Annotated in this window: 9 protein-coding genes; 2 read left to right on the forward strand and 7 right to left on the reverse strand. The window is 58.8% G+C overall.

Annotation, left to right across the window (positions count from 1 at the left end; all coding sequences use genetic code 11):
* Positions 1-99: 99 nt before the first annotated feature.
* Positions 100-2550, reverse strand: coding sequence for a sensor histidine kinase (locus HY36_RS01060; RefSeq protein ID WP_035547127.1), 2451 nt, complete (start codon positions 2548-2550; stop codon positions 100-102).
* 198 nt (positions 2551-2748) lie between these two features.
* On the opposite strand from HY36_RS01060, the gene HY36_RS01065 reads away from it, so the two are divergent.
* Complete coding sequence (locus tag HY36_RS01065; RefSeq protein ID WP_162175923.1) at positions 2749-3306, forward strand: hypothetical protein; 558 nt, start codon at positions 2749-2751, stop codon at positions 3304-3306.
* On the opposite strand, the gene aguB is transcribed toward HY36_RS01065, so the two are convergent.
* The 3 genes from aguB to HY36_RS01080 all read right to left on the reverse strand — a co-directional run bounded on the left by aguB (position 3303) and on the right by HY36_RS01080 (position 8314).
* Positions 3303-4145: an N-carbamoylputrescine amidase gene (aguB, locus tag HY36_RS01070; RefSeq protein WP_035547135.1), complete on the reverse strand. Its 843-nt coding sequence runs from the start codon at positions 4143-4145 to the stop codon at positions 3303-3305. The two genes, HY36_RS01065 and aguB, sit on opposite strands and share 4 nt — an antisense overlap.
* Positions 4146-4161: 16 nt before the next feature.
* Entirely contained in the window at positions 4162-5145 is a 984-nt protein-coding gene (locus HY36_RS01075; protein ID WP_051602444.1) for an agmatine deiminase family protein, read from the reverse strand.
* Positions 5146-5236: 91 nt separating this feature from the next.
* Positions 5237-8314, reverse strand: a complete 3078-nt coding sequence (locus HY36_RS01080; protein WP_035547138.1) for a TonB-dependent receptor — start codon at positions 8312-8314, stop codon at positions 5237-5239.
* Positions 8315-8577: 263 nt separating this feature from the next.
* On the opposite strand from HY36_RS01080, the gene HY36_RS18710 reads away from it, so the two are divergent.
* On the forward strand, positions 8578-10299 hold the full coding sequence (locus HY36_RS18710; protein WP_035547142.1) for an ArnT family glycosyltransferase: 1722 nt from the start codon (positions 8578-8580) through the stop codon (positions 10297-10299).
* Here HY36_RS18710 and msrA read toward each other — a convergent pair.
* From msrA to HY36_RS01100, 3 genes are all read right to left on the reverse strand, one after another.
* Entirely contained in the window at positions 10293-10946 is a 654-nt protein-coding gene (gene msrA, locus HY36_RS01090; RefSeq protein WP_035547144.1) for a peptide-methionine (S)-S-oxide reductase MsrA, read from the reverse strand. The two genes, HY36_RS18710 and msrA, sit on opposite strands and share 7 nt — an antisense overlap.
* Positions 10947-11109: 163 nt before the next feature.
* On the reverse strand, positions 11110-13167 hold the full coding sequence (gene pbpC, locus HY36_RS01095) for a penicillin-binding protein 1C (RefSeq protein WP_035547147.1): 2058 nt from the start codon (positions 13165-13167) through the stop codon (positions 11110-11112).
* Between the two features lie 3 nt (positions 13168-13170).
* Positions 13171-18144, reverse strand: coding sequence for an alpha-2-macroglobulin family protein (locus HY36_RS01100; RefSeq protein ID WP_035547150.1), 4974 nt, complete (start codon positions 18142-18144; stop codon positions 13171-13173).
* Positions 18145-18227 lie beyond the last annotated feature (83 nt).

Below are 18227 nucleotides of genomic sequence, written 5' to 3' on the forward strand. Positions count from 1 at the left end.
AACGTGTCTTGCAAACATGTAGGAAGGGAGCCGGGATTGTCAGCAAACTTCTTTGTGAGAATTCCTAAACGGCATGACGGTCAGCCTGTGTAGCCACAGTCAGGCTGGTACGCTTTCGGTTAGGAGAAGCTCCTGGTTCTGAGCCGATTTGGTCACTTTCACAGGCAACCAGCACGTCACTTCCAGGCCGCCGCCATCAACCGGCTTCATGCCGACTATACCACCATGCAGGTCAACAAAGTGCTTCACCAGAGCCAGGCCCAGGCCTGCGCCGCGCTGGTCTCCGGATACAAAACTGTCGAAACTGGTCGCGCGTTTATCAGCCTCAAGACCCCGGCCATTGTCGCGAACGGACAAGGTCACCATGTCGCCCACACGCTGTGACGCAACGACGATTTCGCCGCCAGATTCGGTAAAGCGCAGAGAGTTCGAGATCAGATTGAACAGGATCTGCTTGATGCGGCGTTCGTCTGCGCGGATCACGCCAAGGTCGCCAATAATATCAGCGCGTACATTGATCTGCGTATCTTCCGCTTTCGACACGACCATTTCGACGCTCTCGTCAATGACATGGGCCAGGTCGACATCCTTGACGTCGAGATCCATTCGGCCCGCCTCGATCATGGCGAGATCGAGAATATTCTCGATCAATTTGGACAGATGGTCAGACGCTGAAAGGATTGCACTGACATAATCAGACTGGCGTTCTGTCAGGTCTCCATTGCGCTTGGTTTCCAGCAGCTCGGCATACCCGAAGATGACGGTGAGCGGCGAGCGCAATTGATAAGACACGTTGCGCACGAACTCTGTCTTCAACCGGTCCGCGGCTTCGAAGGCCTCGGCGCGATCGCGAAGGGCAGACTCAACGCGGCGTGTCGCCGTCACGTCCGCGAAAGCGATCAGTGTGTTCCCGTCCGGCAGCGGATGGGTCAGATATGTCAGGATCGACCCGTCAGACCGGCGCATCTCGCCCGTCGTGGACTGACGCGCCCGCGCAGAGGGGTCAGTGATATGACGCTTGATGGCATCCCACACATCGAGGTCGTGGAACAGCGGCACACAGTCTTCGATCACGGCGCTGTAGTCCGGGTGATCCTTCAACGTGTCATGATCAAGCGACCAAAGGTGCTCAAATGCCTTGTTGAACAGTTTAAGCCGCCCGTCGCCGCCGAACACAACGACTGCCTCATGCAGATTGTCCAGCGTTGATGCTTGCGTCTTCACGATGGCGTTGAATTTCGTCTTCAGATCAAGCTCGCCAGTAATGTCCTTGAACAGCAACAACAGACCGCCCATCGGGTGGCGTTGACGCGTAACAGACAGTGTCCGGTCATCCGGCAAGGACCAAGTGTCCTCTTTCACGCCATCGATATCGAGATAGTAAGACAGTTCTTCTGCGCGCCACTCGGCATAATTGGTCCGCGCGGGCAGCTTGCGGCGCTCGCGCAGGCGGTCCAGCAACTGGCCGTGGTTCGGACGATCCAGCAGGAAGCTCTCGTCCAGATCCCACATGTCGCGGAAGGCCTTGTTGTAGAAGGTCAACTTTCGGTCTGCACCAAAGATCGCCACGGCATCCGCAACGTGGTTGAGGGTCTCGTCATGCGCGCGAACATGGCGGTTCAGTTCCTCGCGGGCATTCTCCTGCGCAGTAACATCGAATGCCATCGCCCCTGCGCCACCGGAAAGCGGGAAGGTCAGCACACGCATCGCCCGGCGCTCACCGTTGATAATCATATGCCGCGTTTCATCGATATCGGCGCCATCTGAAATCGTCTTGCGCGCTTGGTCTGCCGAGGCCTGATCCAGCATCAGCTGGCGATCCAGAACACGGTCAAGGTTCACGCCATCCACGGCTTCAATATAAGACGGGTTTACCCATTGCAGCTTGCCCATGCCGGACACGCGCCAGGCCGGGAATGGGGCCTTGCCAAGCATATCCAGAAACGCTGTAGGGTCGCGCGCAATAACCTGCCGGGCTTCTTCCAGCTTGCCGCGAGCGGAACTTTCTTCGAGGCCCTTGATCGTTGTGTCAGTCACCCAGACCACGGCGCGCGCGCCTGCTGTTCGACCATCGGCCTCAAGGAAGCGACCGGACGGACCAATGATCGTCAATGAAAACGCCTGTCCTGTGTCGCGCAGTTCGCGCATCCGAATCCGCAGCGTCGTGTCCTGACCGGAACTGTCGCGCGCCTCCAGATCAGCAAGGCCTTCAATGATCCGGACCGCCGGGTCTGGTGAAATGGCATCATCTGTAAAGCTGAGCAGCCCAGCCAATGCCACTGGAGATCCATACAGTTCTGGCGGGGTCATTTCTTCGCTGTCGGGCTCAAGCGCGTCGCCCTGCCAGACCAGAATGACGCCTGGATGCGCACCGAGAATTGAGCGGTGTTCCGCCAGAAGCGTTTCCAGATCCGAAGACCGATCCTTGTATTTACGGGCAGCACCGCGGGCGCCGTCGGAGACACGCAAGGCCCAAAGCAGGGCCGCAAGCCCCAGCGCCGTCGCGCCGGCAGACATGATGAGTGGTACCTGGTCCGCCGTAATTGCCATAGTGTCTTCAATCCAAATCGCACGAATCGGGCACCATACGGCGACCGCAACTGGTTAACGGATTGCTCCCTTTGCGTTAAGGCGGCGTTAACAAGAGGCTAATGCGAGACGGCTTCGGGGACAAGATAACTGAAACGTTATGTTGCAAAAACGCCACACCATCTTACTCTGCATCGTCAAACCTTCATGGAGTTGTCGATGCGCAACCTGATTTTTGCCTTGTCCGCCGCCGCTGTATGCGCCCTCGTCGCTCCAACTGCCGCGGGCGCAGGTGATGATGATCTGGATGAACTGGTGCGCTTGCCCGGACAGGCCTATCCCGGCCCTTCCAAACGGAAAGCCCCGCCGAATGCGCACGCACCCGATCGCTTGGTATCCGGTGGCGGCCTGATCGTGAGCTTTGACACTGACCTTGATGGCGAGGTGACACAAGACGAGCTCGCGGCTGGTATTTCGGCCGCCTTCGCAGAAGCGGACACGAATGAAGATGGTTATCTCAGCCCGCTGGAACAGCTCACCTGGGCCGAGAGCCAACCAATTCGAGACGACACGCTCGGCAATCCGGCGCGGTTCGATCCAAATCTGGACCGCCAGGCCAGCTTTGAGGAATTCAAAACGGTTTTGACGCGATTTGCGGCGGATTTCGCCAGCGAGTCCGGCAGCATCAACATCGCTGACTTGAAGGCACCGAAACCTGAAAGGCAGGATAAACCGAGATTTGCCCGGACCGAAACAGATCGGCCCCCACGCAACTAGGTAAGGATGTCGTAGAGATCCGTGCGGCGGTCTCGGAAGAAGCCCCAGGCTGCTCGTTCCCGGTCTATTTCGTCCAGATCAAACTCGGCGACGAGTACGCCCTGCTCTGTCCGCCCGAAATCGATCACGATCTCACCCGTCGGGTCGGCAATGAAACTCGTGCCGTAAAACACCTGCCCCTCCTCATCGCCGACGCGATTGGCTGCGACAACCGGAATCGTGTTCGACACAGCATGACCTTGCATGGCCCGGCGCCAGCGCGCCGCGGTGTCGAGGCTCGCATCCTGCGGCTCAGCGCCAATGGCTGTAGGGTAGAGCAGCGCGTCCGCTCCCATGAGGGACATGGCCCGCGCCGCTTCCGGGAACCATTGATCCCAGCAAATACCGACGCCGAGACGCCCCTTCATCGTGTCCCAGACACGGAAGCCAGTATCGCCCGGGCGGAAATAGTATTTTTCCTGATAGCCCGGCCCATCTGGAATGTGACTCTTGCGATAGACCCCCAGCGGTGTTCCGTCCGCATCGATCATGACAAGTGAATTGTAATAGTGCGGCCCATCCTTCTCATAGATGGAGACCGGTATGACGACGCCGAGTTCCGCTGCGAGTTCCGACAGTTGCTCAACAGCGGGGTGTTCTCGCCAAGGGTAGGCACGCGCAAAATGCTCTTCTTCCTGCGTCTTGCAGAAATAGTAGCCGGTAAACAGCTCCGGCGGGAGAACAACATCTGCGCCCTTCTCTGCTGCTTCACGCACAAAGGCGGCCACGCGGTCGATATTGTCCTGCTCATCGTCTGACGGCGTGAACTGAATGCTGGCAAGGGTCAGAGTGCGGGTCATGTCTGTCTCCTGAAAGTCAGGCTGGAATTTCGCGGGTCATGCAGTGGAAGCTGCCTCCGCCATTGAGGATGTGCCGCGCCGGCAAGCCAATCACCTGGCGTCCCTCAAATAAGGCGCTCAGCTCGGCCAATGCCACCAGGCTATAACGATCCTCATACACCGGTACGAGAACGACCCCATTCGTGATCGCGAAATTCATATGGCTTGCCGGAATGGGATTACCATCCTCATCCTTCACAAGACCCGGTGACGGTATGGTCGTTACTTCCAGCCCGGCCCTGCGTAGCGTTGTCTCAATCTCCTGCAAGGTTTCCGCATTCGGATCGTCATCGCCTGAGGGATGCTGGCAGATCGCATGCCCCGGAGAGATGAAACGTGCAACATTGTCGACATGGCCGTCCGTATGATCATTGAGCAGGCCATCGCCCAGCCAGATGTATTCATGGACGCCAAGCGCGTGCGAAATGGCCAATTCGATTTCGGACTGGTCGAGATCAGGATTGCGGTTTGCGTTCAACAGGCACTGCCCGGTCGTCAACAGACGGCCTGTGCCATCAGCATCAATCCCACCACCTTCAAGAACCAGATCATGAGACTCTGTATTAATGTTCTCGAAGTCTGCGATCGCCACAGCTGTTTCGGTATCGCCGGGCATCAGGTATTTCCCGCCCCACCCATTGAACCGGAACGTCTGCGCCTTTCGCGCATCGCCAGAGCCGGTAATGATCGGTCCGGTATCGCGCAGCCAAATATCTCCTGTCGGAATACGGCAGATGTCGGCGCAATCACCCACCGCTGCGCGCGCGGTTTCTTCCGCTTCATCCGAGCCCACTGCAACGCGGATCGGTACGAAGTCAGATGCCGCGCGGATAAAACCGGCGATATCGGCGCGAGGCCCGTCCAGATTGCCGCCCCACTCCTCAACAAGGCGGGGCCAGCCGACCCAAAGAGCAGCATGCGGGGCCCATTCGGGCGGGAGGTGAGGTTTCATATCAGACATTGAGCGCGCCATGCCACAGCTTGTTCCAAAGGAAAAGGGCGGCCCTTCGCAGAGCCGCCCTTCCCGATTTCAAATTACGAAGTTCAGAAGACTAGAACTCGTAACGCAGGCCGAAGCGGATTTCGTAGCGCGATGCATCGCCCTGGCGAGATTCACAGTCACCCGCCTGGAAGTCATCAACAGCGCATACTGACGGGAAGCCAGGCTCGCGCAGGATGCCCCACTCGTCGTTCAGCAGGTTGGTGAAGTTGTCGACCACGATGAAGCCGGAAGCCTTGTGATCAAGGAAGCCAGGGAATTCCTGCTCCAGCTTGATGTCGACCTTGCCCCACCAGGAACCTTCTTCGCCGTTGCGCTCTGCACCAGCAGCAAGGAACGGGCTGCCTTCGAGGTAAGGCGTGAAGCCGGTGATGCTGTTCGGGTCACCACCGAACACAACGCTGTACGGACGGCCTGACACAGCCTGGCCGAAGGCCGAGAACGTGGTCAGATTGTCACCGAAGAAGGCACGCTCGTAATTGGCGAGCGCCGTGAAGCGGTGCTTCGTGTTGTAGTCAGACGTTGAAGCGCTGACATCCTGCGGGTCACCGAATGCGCGGTTGACGTAGTTCGAGAATGCCACGGAAGACGTCATCGGGTGAACGTCTTCTGCATCTGTGTAGGCATAGCCCAGGGACCAGTCGAGACCGAAGTCATAAGACTTCGAAACCGAACCGGAAACGAGCAGCGACTTGGCATCGCTCTTCGAGTTGGTCAGCACGAAGGCTGGCTCACGAACGCTGCTGTAGGTCGGGTAGACACGGCCGTCGACTGTCGTCGTGCCGGTCTGCTCGAGGTCACCACGGATCCAGACTGCGCTGTCCTGGCTGACCGTGTAGAGGATGTCACCGGAGAGGACATACTCACCGCCGAGCGCAGGTGCGTCAGCATAGTACGTACCGCCGAGAGCGAACTTCCACTCGGATGGGATTTCGAAGTTCGGATCAAGATAGTTGATCTCGAAGTTCGAACCTTCGCCAGCAGCAACAGCGTCGATCATGGATTGTGGAACACAATAACCTGGGCCGGTCGGTACGCCATCTTCACACAGACCATAGTCGATGTCGAAGAGCGACGTCACACCGTCTTCGAGACCGAATGCACCACCGTCAGCACCGAACTGAAGCACGTTGTTGCCCGAGTAAGTGTTCGACAGCCAGACGTTCGGGTTACCACCGGAGTAGAGGCCGACACCACCGCGCAGGTCGAGATTGTCAGAGAAGTCCCACTCGAAGCCAAGACGCGGCTGGAGCAGACCTTCACCATCCAGGGTCTGACCGTTGGTGAAGCCGTAGTCAGCCAGGAAGTCCGGGTTGGTTTCCGGAGCGTCGTCAGTTGTGTACCAGTCGTAACGCAGGCCAGCGATTACGATAACGCCGTTGCCGAGGTCGATTTCGTCCTGACCGTACAGCGTGTTGATTTCGTAACCCCAATCAGCAGCAGCATTGTTTGGGTCACCGGTTGGCGAGTTGTTGTAGTTGACGTTGTCAGCAAGGCCGAGACGGAAGTTTTCGATTGCTGGATCGAACACGCCTGGCAGGGTCGCTCCGCTGTTTGCGTCGAAGTCGATCTCGGTTTCAACGTGCTGAACGAACATGTTGAACACGTCGAGGGCTTCACGCTCATAGCCGAAGCTGAAATTGTGGTTGCCTGCCGAGTAGTAACCTTTCAGCGCGAGGCTGAGGGTTTCGTAGTAGAGCTTGTTCGCCTGACGGGAGTCGTCGCCGCCGAGGTAGACGTCTACATCGTCGGTTTCGATCGTGATCTCACCGAAGTCGGTGCCGCCAACGGAAACCTGACGGTTGTCCAGTTCGGAGTAAGCAACGCGAATCTCGGTGGAGAAGTTGTCGGTCCAGTCGGAATAGAGCGAACCAGCGTAAGCGGTCAGTTCTGCGCCACGCTCATAGAGGTGGTTGGAGAATTCCAGCTCATCGGAGTCACCGTCAGACTGAGCGATGTTGAAGCCATCGTTCCAGTTATAGGTGAAGGATGCGCGGTGATCATTGCTGATGTTCCAGTCGAGTTTGACGAGGATCTTCTCGTCAGAATTGTCAGCGCTGGTCGGGATCGTGCCCGGATCATAGCCATAGAGTTCCATGGCGATGTTGCGGATTTCGTCGACTTCAGCCTGCGTGATGTCAACTTCGTTGACGGCGCCAGAACCGATCGGTCCGCGGTCAAACAGGTTCACACCTTCCAGCTTCTCGTAAGCAGCGAAGAAGAACAGCTTGTCCTTGATGATCGGGCCACCAACGCCGAAACCATAGCGGTATTCGTCATACTCACCGGTCGTGATGTCGTCGCCTTCGAGCGTGTCTGCGCGCAGGCCATCATTGGTGTAGTCACCAAAGAGGTAGCCGTGGATTTCGTTCGTACCAGACTTCGTAACAGCGTTGATGTTACAAGCGGAGAAGCCGCCATACTGAACATCAAACGGTGCCAGTTCGACAGCAACCTGCTCAACAGCGTCGTAGGAGAACGGGATACGCTCGGTTGGGTAGCCGTTGGAGTTCAGGCCGAAATTGTCGTTCATGCGAACGCCGTCAACGGTCAGTGAGTTGAAGCGGGAGTTCTTACCGCCACACTGAACAGCGTTGATGTCGCCGCGAGATTCGTCAACGTAGATACGCGGGTCGAGGCGCAGAACGTCGGTGATGTTGCGGTTGATCGCTGGCGCTTTCTGAAGCGTTTCCAAACCGAAGGAGGCCGACGGACCGGTTGCGGTCGGTGCAAGGTCTGCAGCCGATGCAGTCACAACGATCGTGTCCTGGCGAGCTTCTGCGTCAGCAGAAAGCACGAAGTCGACCTGCGTTGCGTCGCCGAGGTTCAGGCCAACGTCTTCCAGGTACTGACCCTGCAGGTCGGTGGAAGTGACAGACACAACATAGTCGTTGGAGATCGGCAGGCTGCGGATCGTGTACTGGCCAACCTGGTTGGTCGTAGCCGTACGTGTAAGTCCTGTGGTCGGGTCAGTAACCGTCACCATCGCGCCGGCGACGGCTTGACCATCATCATTCGTGACCTGTCCACGAATGGAAGAAGTTGTAACCTGCGCCATCGCGACGCCGGCCATGCTGAGCGCAATAGCAGATACGGCTGCCCCGCGCCCGAATGTGGTCCAATTTGTCATGACTATTCCCCTAGTCGGTGATGCGCCAGCAACCGCCCCTTGCGGGTCGCCGGTACTGCGGGTCGGATAACGACACCAGATGACAGATTAGTGACAAGATCTTGAAGGTTCAGCACTAAATTCCATTCCAGCAGGCAATCGATTTGTTGCGATGCAAAAAAGACACGGTTTGAGGGCATCCCTGCGCAGATATCGTGCGATCCGGGATAATGTGTGCTTTACGGCGGCAATATAAGTCTCAGGATGAGAAGGAATCGCGCCCCATGACCGCAGCAGGATTCGATTCGTCACGTCGCTGGCAGGCAACCACCTTTTTTGCATTGGCGGTGCTGCTTGTGGTGCGGGTCACGTTCACAGGTATTTCACCATTAAATCTCTATGCGGACGAAGCCCAGTACTGGCGCTGGGGAGAGACTCTTGAATGGGGCTATTATTCCAAGCCTCCGATGATCGCCTGGGTCATCCATGCGGTCACGACTGTATTGGGCAATGCAGAATGGGCTGTGCGTCTGCCCGCGGCCTTCCTTCACACGGCTGGCGCAGTCTTCATCTACTTCCTTGCGCGCGACATGTACGGCCACCGCGTGGGCATGTTCTCCAGCCTTGGCTATGCACTCATGCCGGCGGTCATTCTCTCCTCTGTGGTCATCTCGACAGATGGCGTGCTGATGCCCTTCTGGTGCGCTGCTTTGTGGGCACTCTGGAGGCTGCGAAACGAGAATGGTGGCTGGATCAGCGCAGTTGGCCTTGGCGCTGCGGTCGGATTTGGCTTCCTGTCCAAATACGCCATGCTGTATTTCGCGATCGGTACCTTGCTCGTACTGCTGCTTGATCAACAGAGTCGCCGCGCACTAATATCGTTTAAAGGCTTGGCCGCGCTCAGCATTGCAGCGGCCATCTTCGCGCCGCACCTCCTCTGGAATGCGGCAAATGATTTCAAGACCGTCAGCCATACGGTCGACAATGCAAATCTCGGTGGTGACCTTATAAATCCCGAGAACGCGCTCACCTTCCTGGTTGATCAACTCGGCGTATTCGGCCCGATCAGCTTCCTGGCACTATTTTTCGGCATATTCGTCATGCGCAGCGAAGATGACGGCATCATGGGCCGGGATCGCTGGTTGCTCTGTTTCATCCTGCCAGTCCTGATCATCATTCTCGGGCAAGCCGTCCTGTCTCGCGCAAACGCGAATTGGGCAGCAACCGCCTATCCGGCCGCCAGCGTGCTGGTTGCCGCTTGGCTCGCTCGCGCAAAGCCGAACCGGAATCTTTGGTACATCATTGCCGCTGTCAGTTTCCTTGCTTTCCTGCTCGCGCCAGACGTGTCGCTCCTCACGCGCATGCTGATTGGTTCGGTTGTCGCGGTGTCCATTCTTGGCTTCGGTCATTTCATGCGCCACTCGCCCTCAGGCCTGCTCTGGACCAGCCTCGCACTGCATGGCGTTCTGATGGTGACCTTCATGACGATCGCGCTATTGCCAGCATCGACAACGACCGCGCTCGGCTTTGACAATGCGCTGAAACGCACACGCGGCTGGGACGCCGCAGCGGAGCAGGTATTTGCCCGCGCTGACGAATTCAACGCGACTTCCGTCCTCGTGGATGAACGCGAAGCATGGCACGGGCTAGACTATTACGCCCGTGACCGGACTACGCCGATGATCTCCTGGCGGCGCTATGCGGGGCCGAAGAGCTTTTCCGAAGCCCAGCCTCTGGAAGGCGACCTCGCCGAACGTGTTCTTGTCGCCTCACTTCACTCCGGCATGAGACCCAAGCTGCGCAGTGATTTCCGATCTTTCGAACATGTTGGTGCGGTGACAATACCACTCGGCACGCGCAGCAATGGCTGCCCCATCGTTCGGGAATTCCAACTCTATATCGGGACGGGATATGCGCGTCAGGAGCGCACGCAGGAATGGGAAGCCAAATTTGACGGACAGACCGAATTCAAGCCGGCCCCCTGCCCGCCTGTTCCGGGTCAGTGATCAGAAGCGCTACTGCCCCAAAGATCCTTAACCCGGCCATCACGGCCACATGACGCGCGATAATAGCGGTACTTGAGTGGGTTCTTCTTGTAATAATTCTGATGATAGCCTTCGGCTGGCCAGAAGGTGCTCGCCTGGAGCACCGGCGTGACAACAGGGTCTTTCAGAATTTCGGACTCCTCGATCTCGGCGATCTCGGCTTCCGCAATGGCGCGCTCATCCGCCGTGGCAACAAACACAGCTGTTCGATAGCTGTCGCCCTTGTCGCAGAACTGTCCGTAGGGATCCGTTGGGTCCACATGCCGGAAGAAGAAATCGACGAGCGTTTCATAGCTCACAACGTCCGGATCATAGGTGACTTTCACCGCCTCATAATGTCCGGTGTTTTCCTTTGAAACCTGTTCATAGGTCGGATTGGCAAGCTCGCCACCCGTGTACCCCGAGACCGTATCAAACACGCCTTCAACCTTGTCGAAATCTGCCTCGACACACCAGAAGCACCCTCCCGCAAAAATCGCGGTCGACAAGCGTTTCGCGCTTGGCTCTGAAACAGGCTGATTCTCGGCGCCGGCATTGGAAAAGAAGGCAAGCGCCATTGCGGCCAGGCCGGCAGCAACGGTCAATGTGGGGGCGGACGGTAAACGCATATCTGAACCCGGTACTCTAAACTCTCGCGGCAAAACCACACGCCGCTTCCAGTCCCTCATATGGCTGTCCCCCGGTCGCCGTGAAGGCCGCAAAGGCAGTGTTGACAGAAATGTGTTTCAGCCGTGTTGCCGATTGGTGTCAGTCGTGTGCGCAGTTGTGTCATCACGACGGCCCCGTTAAAACGCGGACACGAACCAGGCTGGACCGGCCGCTGCCATCTACCGCTGTGACCGTATAGAACCCTGCCTGCGATGGCCTCCAGATGGGCGCACCGGCATCGTCGGTCTCGGCCGGACTGCCATCGATGTACCAGCTGAGCTTTCCCTCACCTCGCCCCGCAAGGACGAAAGGCCGGGCCGAACTGCCATCCACACTGCCGGCCCATAATTCCGCATTGGCTGGCGGAAACAGAATTTCAGGCGGCGCCGCAGGCGAAAAGTCATGCAACGCACCACGCGTTTCAATTTTGCTCTGAGTGGTCAATCGCGTGCGGGCCTCGCCCTCGTCCCGCAAATGGTGTGCAGTACGATCTGCGATTTCAAACAGAATAGGCAAAGCAGTGGTCCGTCCGGTCTTTCCGGGCCGTGGCGCTCCGTCCGCCCTGCCTACCCACACCACGATGGCATGCTCACCGGACACACCCGCGGCCCAGCTGTCACGGAACCCATAGGACGTACCTGTCTTGAAAGCGACTTGCGGTGCCCCTTCCGTCAAGCGCCCCGGCATACGCCCTTCAGGCATGGGACCATTTTGCAAGATACGGATGATGTCTGAAGCACTCTCCGCGCTGACCAGCCTACGCCCCGTTCGCTCAAAACTTGCCGTTTCCCCGTCGGCGCGCCAGACCAGCGGCTTGGCCACACCTTCGTCCCCAAGCGCCGAATAGAGCACGGCAAGCTCCCGCGCCGTCAGGCCAGCACCACCAAGCGCCAAGGCAAGCCCGGCTTCATGACTGGCACTGCCACTGATCCGGGGGCGCGCACCTGCCAGCGCGAGTTGCGCCGCAAAGCGCTCTGGCCCCACTCGGTCCAGCATCAGAACCGCAGGCACATTCAGGGAATGCTGAAGCGCGTCCGACACGCGAACGTCGCCGCGAAACAAGCGATCAAAATTCTCTGGCTGATAGGACGCAAACCGCTTTGGCAAATCGGCAATTCGCGTATCCGGCACCGCCTGCCCGTCATCAAACGCCATGGCGTAGACAAAAGGTTTCAGTGTCGATCCCGGAGATCGCGCCCGCGCTGTCAGGTCCAACCACCCCCCTGCCCTGTCACGTGACGCAGACCCAACCAGAGCCCGCACGCCCCGCGTGGGGATATGCACCACGATGGCGGAGACCTGTACATCCGTCCCTTCCGCTTCAGCCTTGCGCAGGGCGATCGCCTCAAGTTCAGACTGAAGCCCGGCATCCAGTGTGGACTGCACATCTTCGCGCGGGCCACTCGAAAGTGCCTTCTCCGTGCCGTGCCAGGCACGCATCGGAAAGTCCCTCCGGCGTGTGGGCACAGAGGACAGCATCACCTCCTCCACGTCCGCATCACTGAAAACGCCGTACCGATTGAGCTTGGTCGCAACCCAGTCGCGCGCTTTTCTGGCCTGCTCTGGGCGGCGGTCAGGTCGGCGTACTTCAGGGGATTGCGGCAATGCAATCAGTAATGCAATTTCATCATCAGACAGACGATCTGCTTCATGGCCGAAATAGCTCCAGCTAGCCGCGCGAACCCCTTCCAGATTTCCTCCATAGGGGGTCAGCGTCAGGTAGAGTTCAAGAATTTCATCCTTGGATAATCGGCGCTCGATCTGCCAGGCACGGGCGATCTCAATTATTTTGGAGCCTACATTGCGATCCCGCGGCTCCAGCATGCGAGCGGTCTGCATGGTGATCGTGGAGCCACCGGACACTACACGGCCCGCCCTCGCTGAATCGACCACAGCGCGCATGAGCCCGGCCCAGTCGGTTCCGCGATGACTGTAGAAGCGCTTGTCCTCCACACGGATCAGCGCCTCTATGAATTCAGGATCAATTTTGTCCAGGTCGCCGCGAAACCGCCAACGGCCATCATCAGTCGGGAAAGCCCGCAGCGGCTTTCCCTCGCGATCCGTGACAAGCGCCGAAATCTCTCCGGCGCGTTCTAATGGTGGCGGCAGAACATGGTCCGCAAGCACGACCGCCGCAAACAATGCGGCGATCGCGATGACGATCCGCCGTGGCGTCAGCATGGCTTACTGGCCGCCCCCCATTGTCCCCGGTTGGGCACTGATCGTCACCCGGCCCGGCCGCGACCGTGCGAACACTTCCGGACGGTACATGTCTTCGGCCACCACGCCCGGCATCGCGAATTCGCCCGGCGTGACGGCTCGCACCACATAGGCCAGCGTTACAGGTTGGGCGTAAGCATCTACCGCCGCCACGAACCGGTCATCCTGAGCCTCCGCAGTCTGCGCGTTGGCGATCTCACCAAGGAATGCAAACGCCCCTGAGCTGCCATACTGGCGACGCCCGTCTGCGGGTCGCAACACCGACTCAATTTCAAAGCCAGCGGGAAGAAGGTCTGCCACGATCACCGGATTGAGGCGGCGTTCCTGCGGCGACACAGTCAGACGCACGACCAGCTGGTCCCCCTGACTGATGCGGGCCAGGTTTACGCGGCCACCCGTCAGCGTGAAGAAGCTCTTGTCGACGTTCAGTTTCGACGTCGCGGCAGGCGGCGCAGTTTCTGGCGAGCCAGAAACCATTACAGTCCGGAACATCGGCGCCTTGCCTTCAAGAGTGAATGTCACGCCTTCCTCGGCCTGTGCTTCGGTCAGGGCATACTGGCGGTCATTGTTATTGCCACGGCCGAGTCCCTCGACTTTCAGGCGGAAGCCATCGCCACCCTTGTTCAGGGCGTCCACCGCAAGCAGCGCGAAGGCTTTCTCCTGCGTGGTCAGACCACTCGGGTCAGGCGCATCTTCACTCAACTTCGCCGCAAGACGTTCAACGACATCCAGCATGTTGGCTTCGGAGGCGAGTGCGAGGATCGCGGTCTCGTCGCGCAGAGGCGTCTGGTAATAGTCGCCCGTATTCTCGTAGCCGAGCGCCTCCTCCGCAGCCGCAAAGGCCGATGCTGCACGTGACCGATCACCCAGCATCGCCAGTCCCGCGCCAATATGTGCACGCGCCAGCGGGCTGTCGATTTCCGTCAGCTCACGATCATGCAGATAGCGCAGGCGAGAGATGTCTGCCTTACCCGCCTTGGCCAGCACATAGAGCGCATAGGCGGCAGAGCGTTGCATCATCTTTTCAGATGTGTCGTTGGAATAGCGGCTCTCATACACATCCGTGTCGTAGCCGTACACGCGCCAGGAATCTCCGGTCGATATCGCACGAAGTGCCCCATAGGCGCGCTCCAGCGCTTCATCCGGCACTGCATATCCAGCCTGCTTTGCGCGATAGGCAAAATCGGTCACATATGCGCCAAGCCAAGGCGACGCATAGCCGTCCCCTTCCCGCCACAGACCGAAGGCTCCATCCGATCCCTGACGGTTCAACAATGTGTTCACTGCGGTCTGGATACGCGTCTTCGGATCGTCACGGCGCTCAGGTGCGCCCATTGCAATCAACTGCTCCGAATAGAGCAACGGCAAGGCCCGGCTCGTCGTCTGTTCCGTACAGCCATAAGGGTAGCGATCAAGCGAAGCGTATAGCGTCGCGGGATCCATAGGCAACGTCGAATAGCCAACACTCACCGACGCTGATCCCGGCACCAATCCGTCAAGTAAATCGGCAGACACGGTGTAGGTGTCGTCTGGCTCCATGAGCGCGCGGCTGATGCGCGTGACCGGCAGATAGGGCGAACGCGTCTGGATCTGGTAGGAGCGCTCCGTCTCGAAATCATTTGGTCCACTGACAACAAGACGTACCGTCGAAATCCCTTCCGACGTCGCATCGACGCGCACCGGCACATCGGCGCGCACACCGGTCGCCAGGGACCGCGTCAGCTTGCCGTCGGCGACATCAACCGGGCCGTCCGCAGTGATCTCTGCGGTAAACGCGCCAGGGCCAACTTCAACATTGTCGATACTGGCCGTGATCTGGGCCTCGTCGCCCGGTGCCAGGAAGCGTGGCATGATCAGATCGGACGGCGCTTTTTCGCGCACGATCATGCTGGCCTCTGCCGAACCAAGCCCAGAGCGTGACCACGCCACAGCCATGAGGCGAAGTTCACCGTTGAACTCTGGCAGTTCCAGACGGACTTTCGTCTTGCCGGACCGGCCTACATCCACGAGGCCGGAGAACAGAGCAACCGACTTCACGGGGACAACCGAAAGTCCTTCGCCGCCAAGCTGGTCACCGCCCGAGCGAACTTCCGCTGGCAACCCCATGTTCGGATCAAGCAGGCGACCATAGTCGTCATACATCTCAACACCGAGCGCCTTCTTGCCGTAATAGTAGCTGACAGGGTCCGGGCTCTTGAATTTGGTCAGGCTGAGGATGCCCTCATCCACAGCCGCCAGCGTCAGGAAGACCGGCTCACGCGGGCCACCATCAAACTCAACCTCGACAACCTGTTCGCCAACCGGGCGGGCAATTTCTGGCGCATTCAGCGTCAGTTCAAATGTACGCTCTCCCATATCAACGGGGATGTGGGTGACACCCACAGCACGGCGCGGCTTCGCCCGCAGGATCGGGTCGCGCTCGGTATAGACCGAGACCATGACATAGGCGCCTTCGCCCCATTCATCCGTAACCGGCAAGGTGACATTCGTTCCCTGCTCGCTGACGGAAAAATTCTGAACCGACAGAATACGGTCTGTCGCTACCACGACTTGGGCCTGACCTTCATAAGGCGGCACAATGGTGATGTCAGCGCTCTGGCCTGCCGACGGCGCCTTCTCAGGGCCGATGATTCGGACACGATCCGGCGCTTCCGCACCATCTTCCGAGACACCGCCGCCCCAACCCACATAGAAATCATCACTGGAGGCTGCAGACGCATTTGCATCAGTGCCCTCAACCACCAATTCGTGGCTTCCCCAGTCCAGACCCGAAACGCGAATCTCTGCGCTGCCGCCTTCTGGCGTCGTGACAATTCCCTCATTGACCTTGGTCACCGTACGGGACCGACGCCAGCGCCAGCGATCCCCATCGCGGTACCAGTCATAATGGTAGTCGATGGCAAGCAATTTCCAGTTTAGGCGCTGGGCAATCGCCTGGCCTTTCTCGTTCATGGCCACGACTTCATAAGCCGCGTCCTGGCCTTCCTCGACCGAATACTCAAACCCGGGCTTGAGACCGACATAGAGCCGTTCCGGACGATACGGAATACGCACGCTCTCCGTCACAGCCCGGCCGCCCGGCTCAAGTACGCTAACAACCGTATTGATCCGCAGTGGCACGCCCGCATTGCTGCCGGCATTTCCAGGTGCCAGCGTGACTGTCGTCACCCCTGCCCCATCCGTTGTGCGATCATCCATTTCCAGAATGCGTTCGCGGAAGTTCTCGTCATGACGACCGAACTTGAAACCCTTGAAAGCCGGGAATGGATTCGCCTGCGCTTCGATCCGTGCTTCGGACTTCACGGTAAGGCCCGCGCCGGGTGCGCCGTAGAGAAAGCGGGAAGCCACCTCAACTGCGCGCGTTCCACCCAGCAGAATCGGTGTCTCCTCGTCCGTATCCAGATCGACTGCGATACGCTGAGGCACGAAATCCTCTACCGAGAAACTTACCGAACCAGATGTGCCCGAAACGCCATCCATTTCAACTGTTGCGCGCCACTGGCCGCGCGATGCGCCCTTCGCCAGTTCATACCCTTCAACAACGGCCGATCCCTCTGGATCATCAAAGCGGATCTTTTCTGCAACCAGCCCATTCGGACGATAGATCACCAGATTGCCGCTGCGGTCTTCAATCGCCTTGCCCGTATGATCACGCAGCAAGGCTGTCAGGCGAACCGTTTCGCCGGGACGATAGATGCCGCGTTCGGTATACATATAAGCGTCGATGTCACCGGACATACGACGTCCGCCCACGGCGTACTCTGACAAATCGACCGGAGCGCGTGTCAGATCCAGAACGGCCAACTCACCCTTGGCGCTATAGGCCAGGATCAGTTTCGGCTCCATATTGCCTTGCCCGTTGGTGATTGGCGCGTCGAAGGCGATGCGTCCAACCTCGTTTGTGCGTCCTTCGGCAAGAATATCATTGTTGCGGGCGACCAATTGCACGGTCGTATCTGGTACAGGTCGCCCATCCTGCAGGGATCGCAGTGTGATATCGAGCCCGTTGCCGCCCTCATACGCCGTGATGGCAAGGTCGGTCATCATGATCCAGCGACTCGACGAGGCAGGTGGCTGCTCAGCGCTGCTGAGATCGGCTGCGTCCTTCACGGTCACGTAGTAGGCGCCCGGCTCCAATGGGCCGACGACATCCTGCAACGGAAACACCGAAATGACCGGTGCGTTTTGTTCGTTCGCAATCGGCATGCGTCCAGTGAACAGTGTTTCCTGAACATCGTCCGGATTGTCTTCGCCCCAAGTGTATCCATAGCTGCCTTGAGCATTCGTCCGCCCCTGAGAGATGGATTTGAAGGCCAGCGCGCGATCATTCACGCGGGCGACCGTGACTTCCACTTCGTCGACATTCACGGTTTCGATCGGCAGGCCATCCGCATCTTCGCGCGGCAGGATCACCCCTGCTCCCTTGAAGCCGACATAGGGTGGTCGATCGGCAAAATCGATCGGCACGGTCTCTTCGGATTTCAACGTCCGTCCATCTGCGGCAGGAAGCCCAGACAGCAGAGTGGCCGACCGTTCCGATCCAAATGTCAGGCCACCCACGCAAAGTTCGCGTCCCTCGACGCTCAGCGCCGGGCGGAAGGCTGGTCGAAACTCGACATAGGGCGAATAGTCCGCTTCCGGATCAAGTGGCGCTGAAAACACAAAACAGGCCAGAGGCTGTTCGGTCGACGTGTCGATACGGTACCGGAAATAGGAGAAATCCTGCTCGGCTTCTGCCTGCGCGGCCTGACGACGACGTTCGCGCTGGCGGGCCGCAACATTGTCTGCCGGTGACCGGGTAACAATCGTCCCTTCCTCACTGGCGACGTCAGACGGTTTGTCAGCTTTGTCCCCTCCGCACGCCGCCAGCGCAGCGATCAAGACGGCAGCAACCAGTGTCCGACCAAATCCCCGCTTGCCCGATACGAAGTACGACATGGAACCCTCTCCTTTGAGCTTTCTTACAACTCTTACACCTCTTCGCCGCGGCGCGAACAGGGCGCGAATGGGTCAAATCAAAG

It is taken from the genome of Hyphomonas atlantica corrig. (assembly GCF_000682715.1).
Lineage (GTDB): Bacteria > Pseudomonadota > Alphaproteobacteria > Caulobacterales > Hyphomonadaceae > Hyphomonas > Hyphomonas atlantica.

Bases quoted from the DNA above. Each gene is read 5' to 3' on its own strand.
- HY36_RS01060 (WP_035547127.1), bottom strand. From the start codon at position 2,550: ATGGCAATTACGGCGGACCAGGTACCACTCATCATGTCTGCCGGCGCG.
- HY36_RS01065 (WP_162175923.1), top strand. From the start codon at position 2,749: ATGCGCAACCTGATTTTTGCCTTGTCCGCCGCCGCTGTATGCGCCCTC.
- aguB (WP_035547135.1), bottom strand. From the start codon at position 4,145: ATGACCCGCACTCTGACCCTTGCCAGCATTCAGTTCACGCCGTCAGAC.
- HY36_RS01075 (WP_051602444.1), bottom strand. From the start codon at position 5,145: ATGTCTGATATGAAACCTCACCTCCCGCCCGAATGGGCCCCGCATGCT.
- HY36_RS01080 (WP_035547138.1), bottom strand. From the start codon at position 8,314: ATGACAAATTGGACCACATTCGGGCGCGGGGCAGCCGTATCTGCTATT.
- HY36_RS18710 (WP_035547142.1), top strand. From the start codon at position 8,578: ATGACCGCAGCAGGATTCGATTCGTCACGTCGCTGGCAGGCAACCACC.
- msrA (WP_035547144.1), bottom strand. From the start codon at position 10,946: ATGCGTTTACCGTCCGCCCCCACATTGACCGTTGCTGCCGGCCTGGCC.
- pbpC (WP_035547147.1), bottom strand. From the start codon at position 13,167: ATGCTGACGCCACGGCGGATCGTCATCGCGATCGCCGCATTGTTTGCG.
- HY36_RS01100 (WP_035547150.1), bottom strand. From the start codon at position 18,144: ATGTCGTACTTCGTATCGGGCAAGCGGGGATTTGGTCGGACACTGGTT.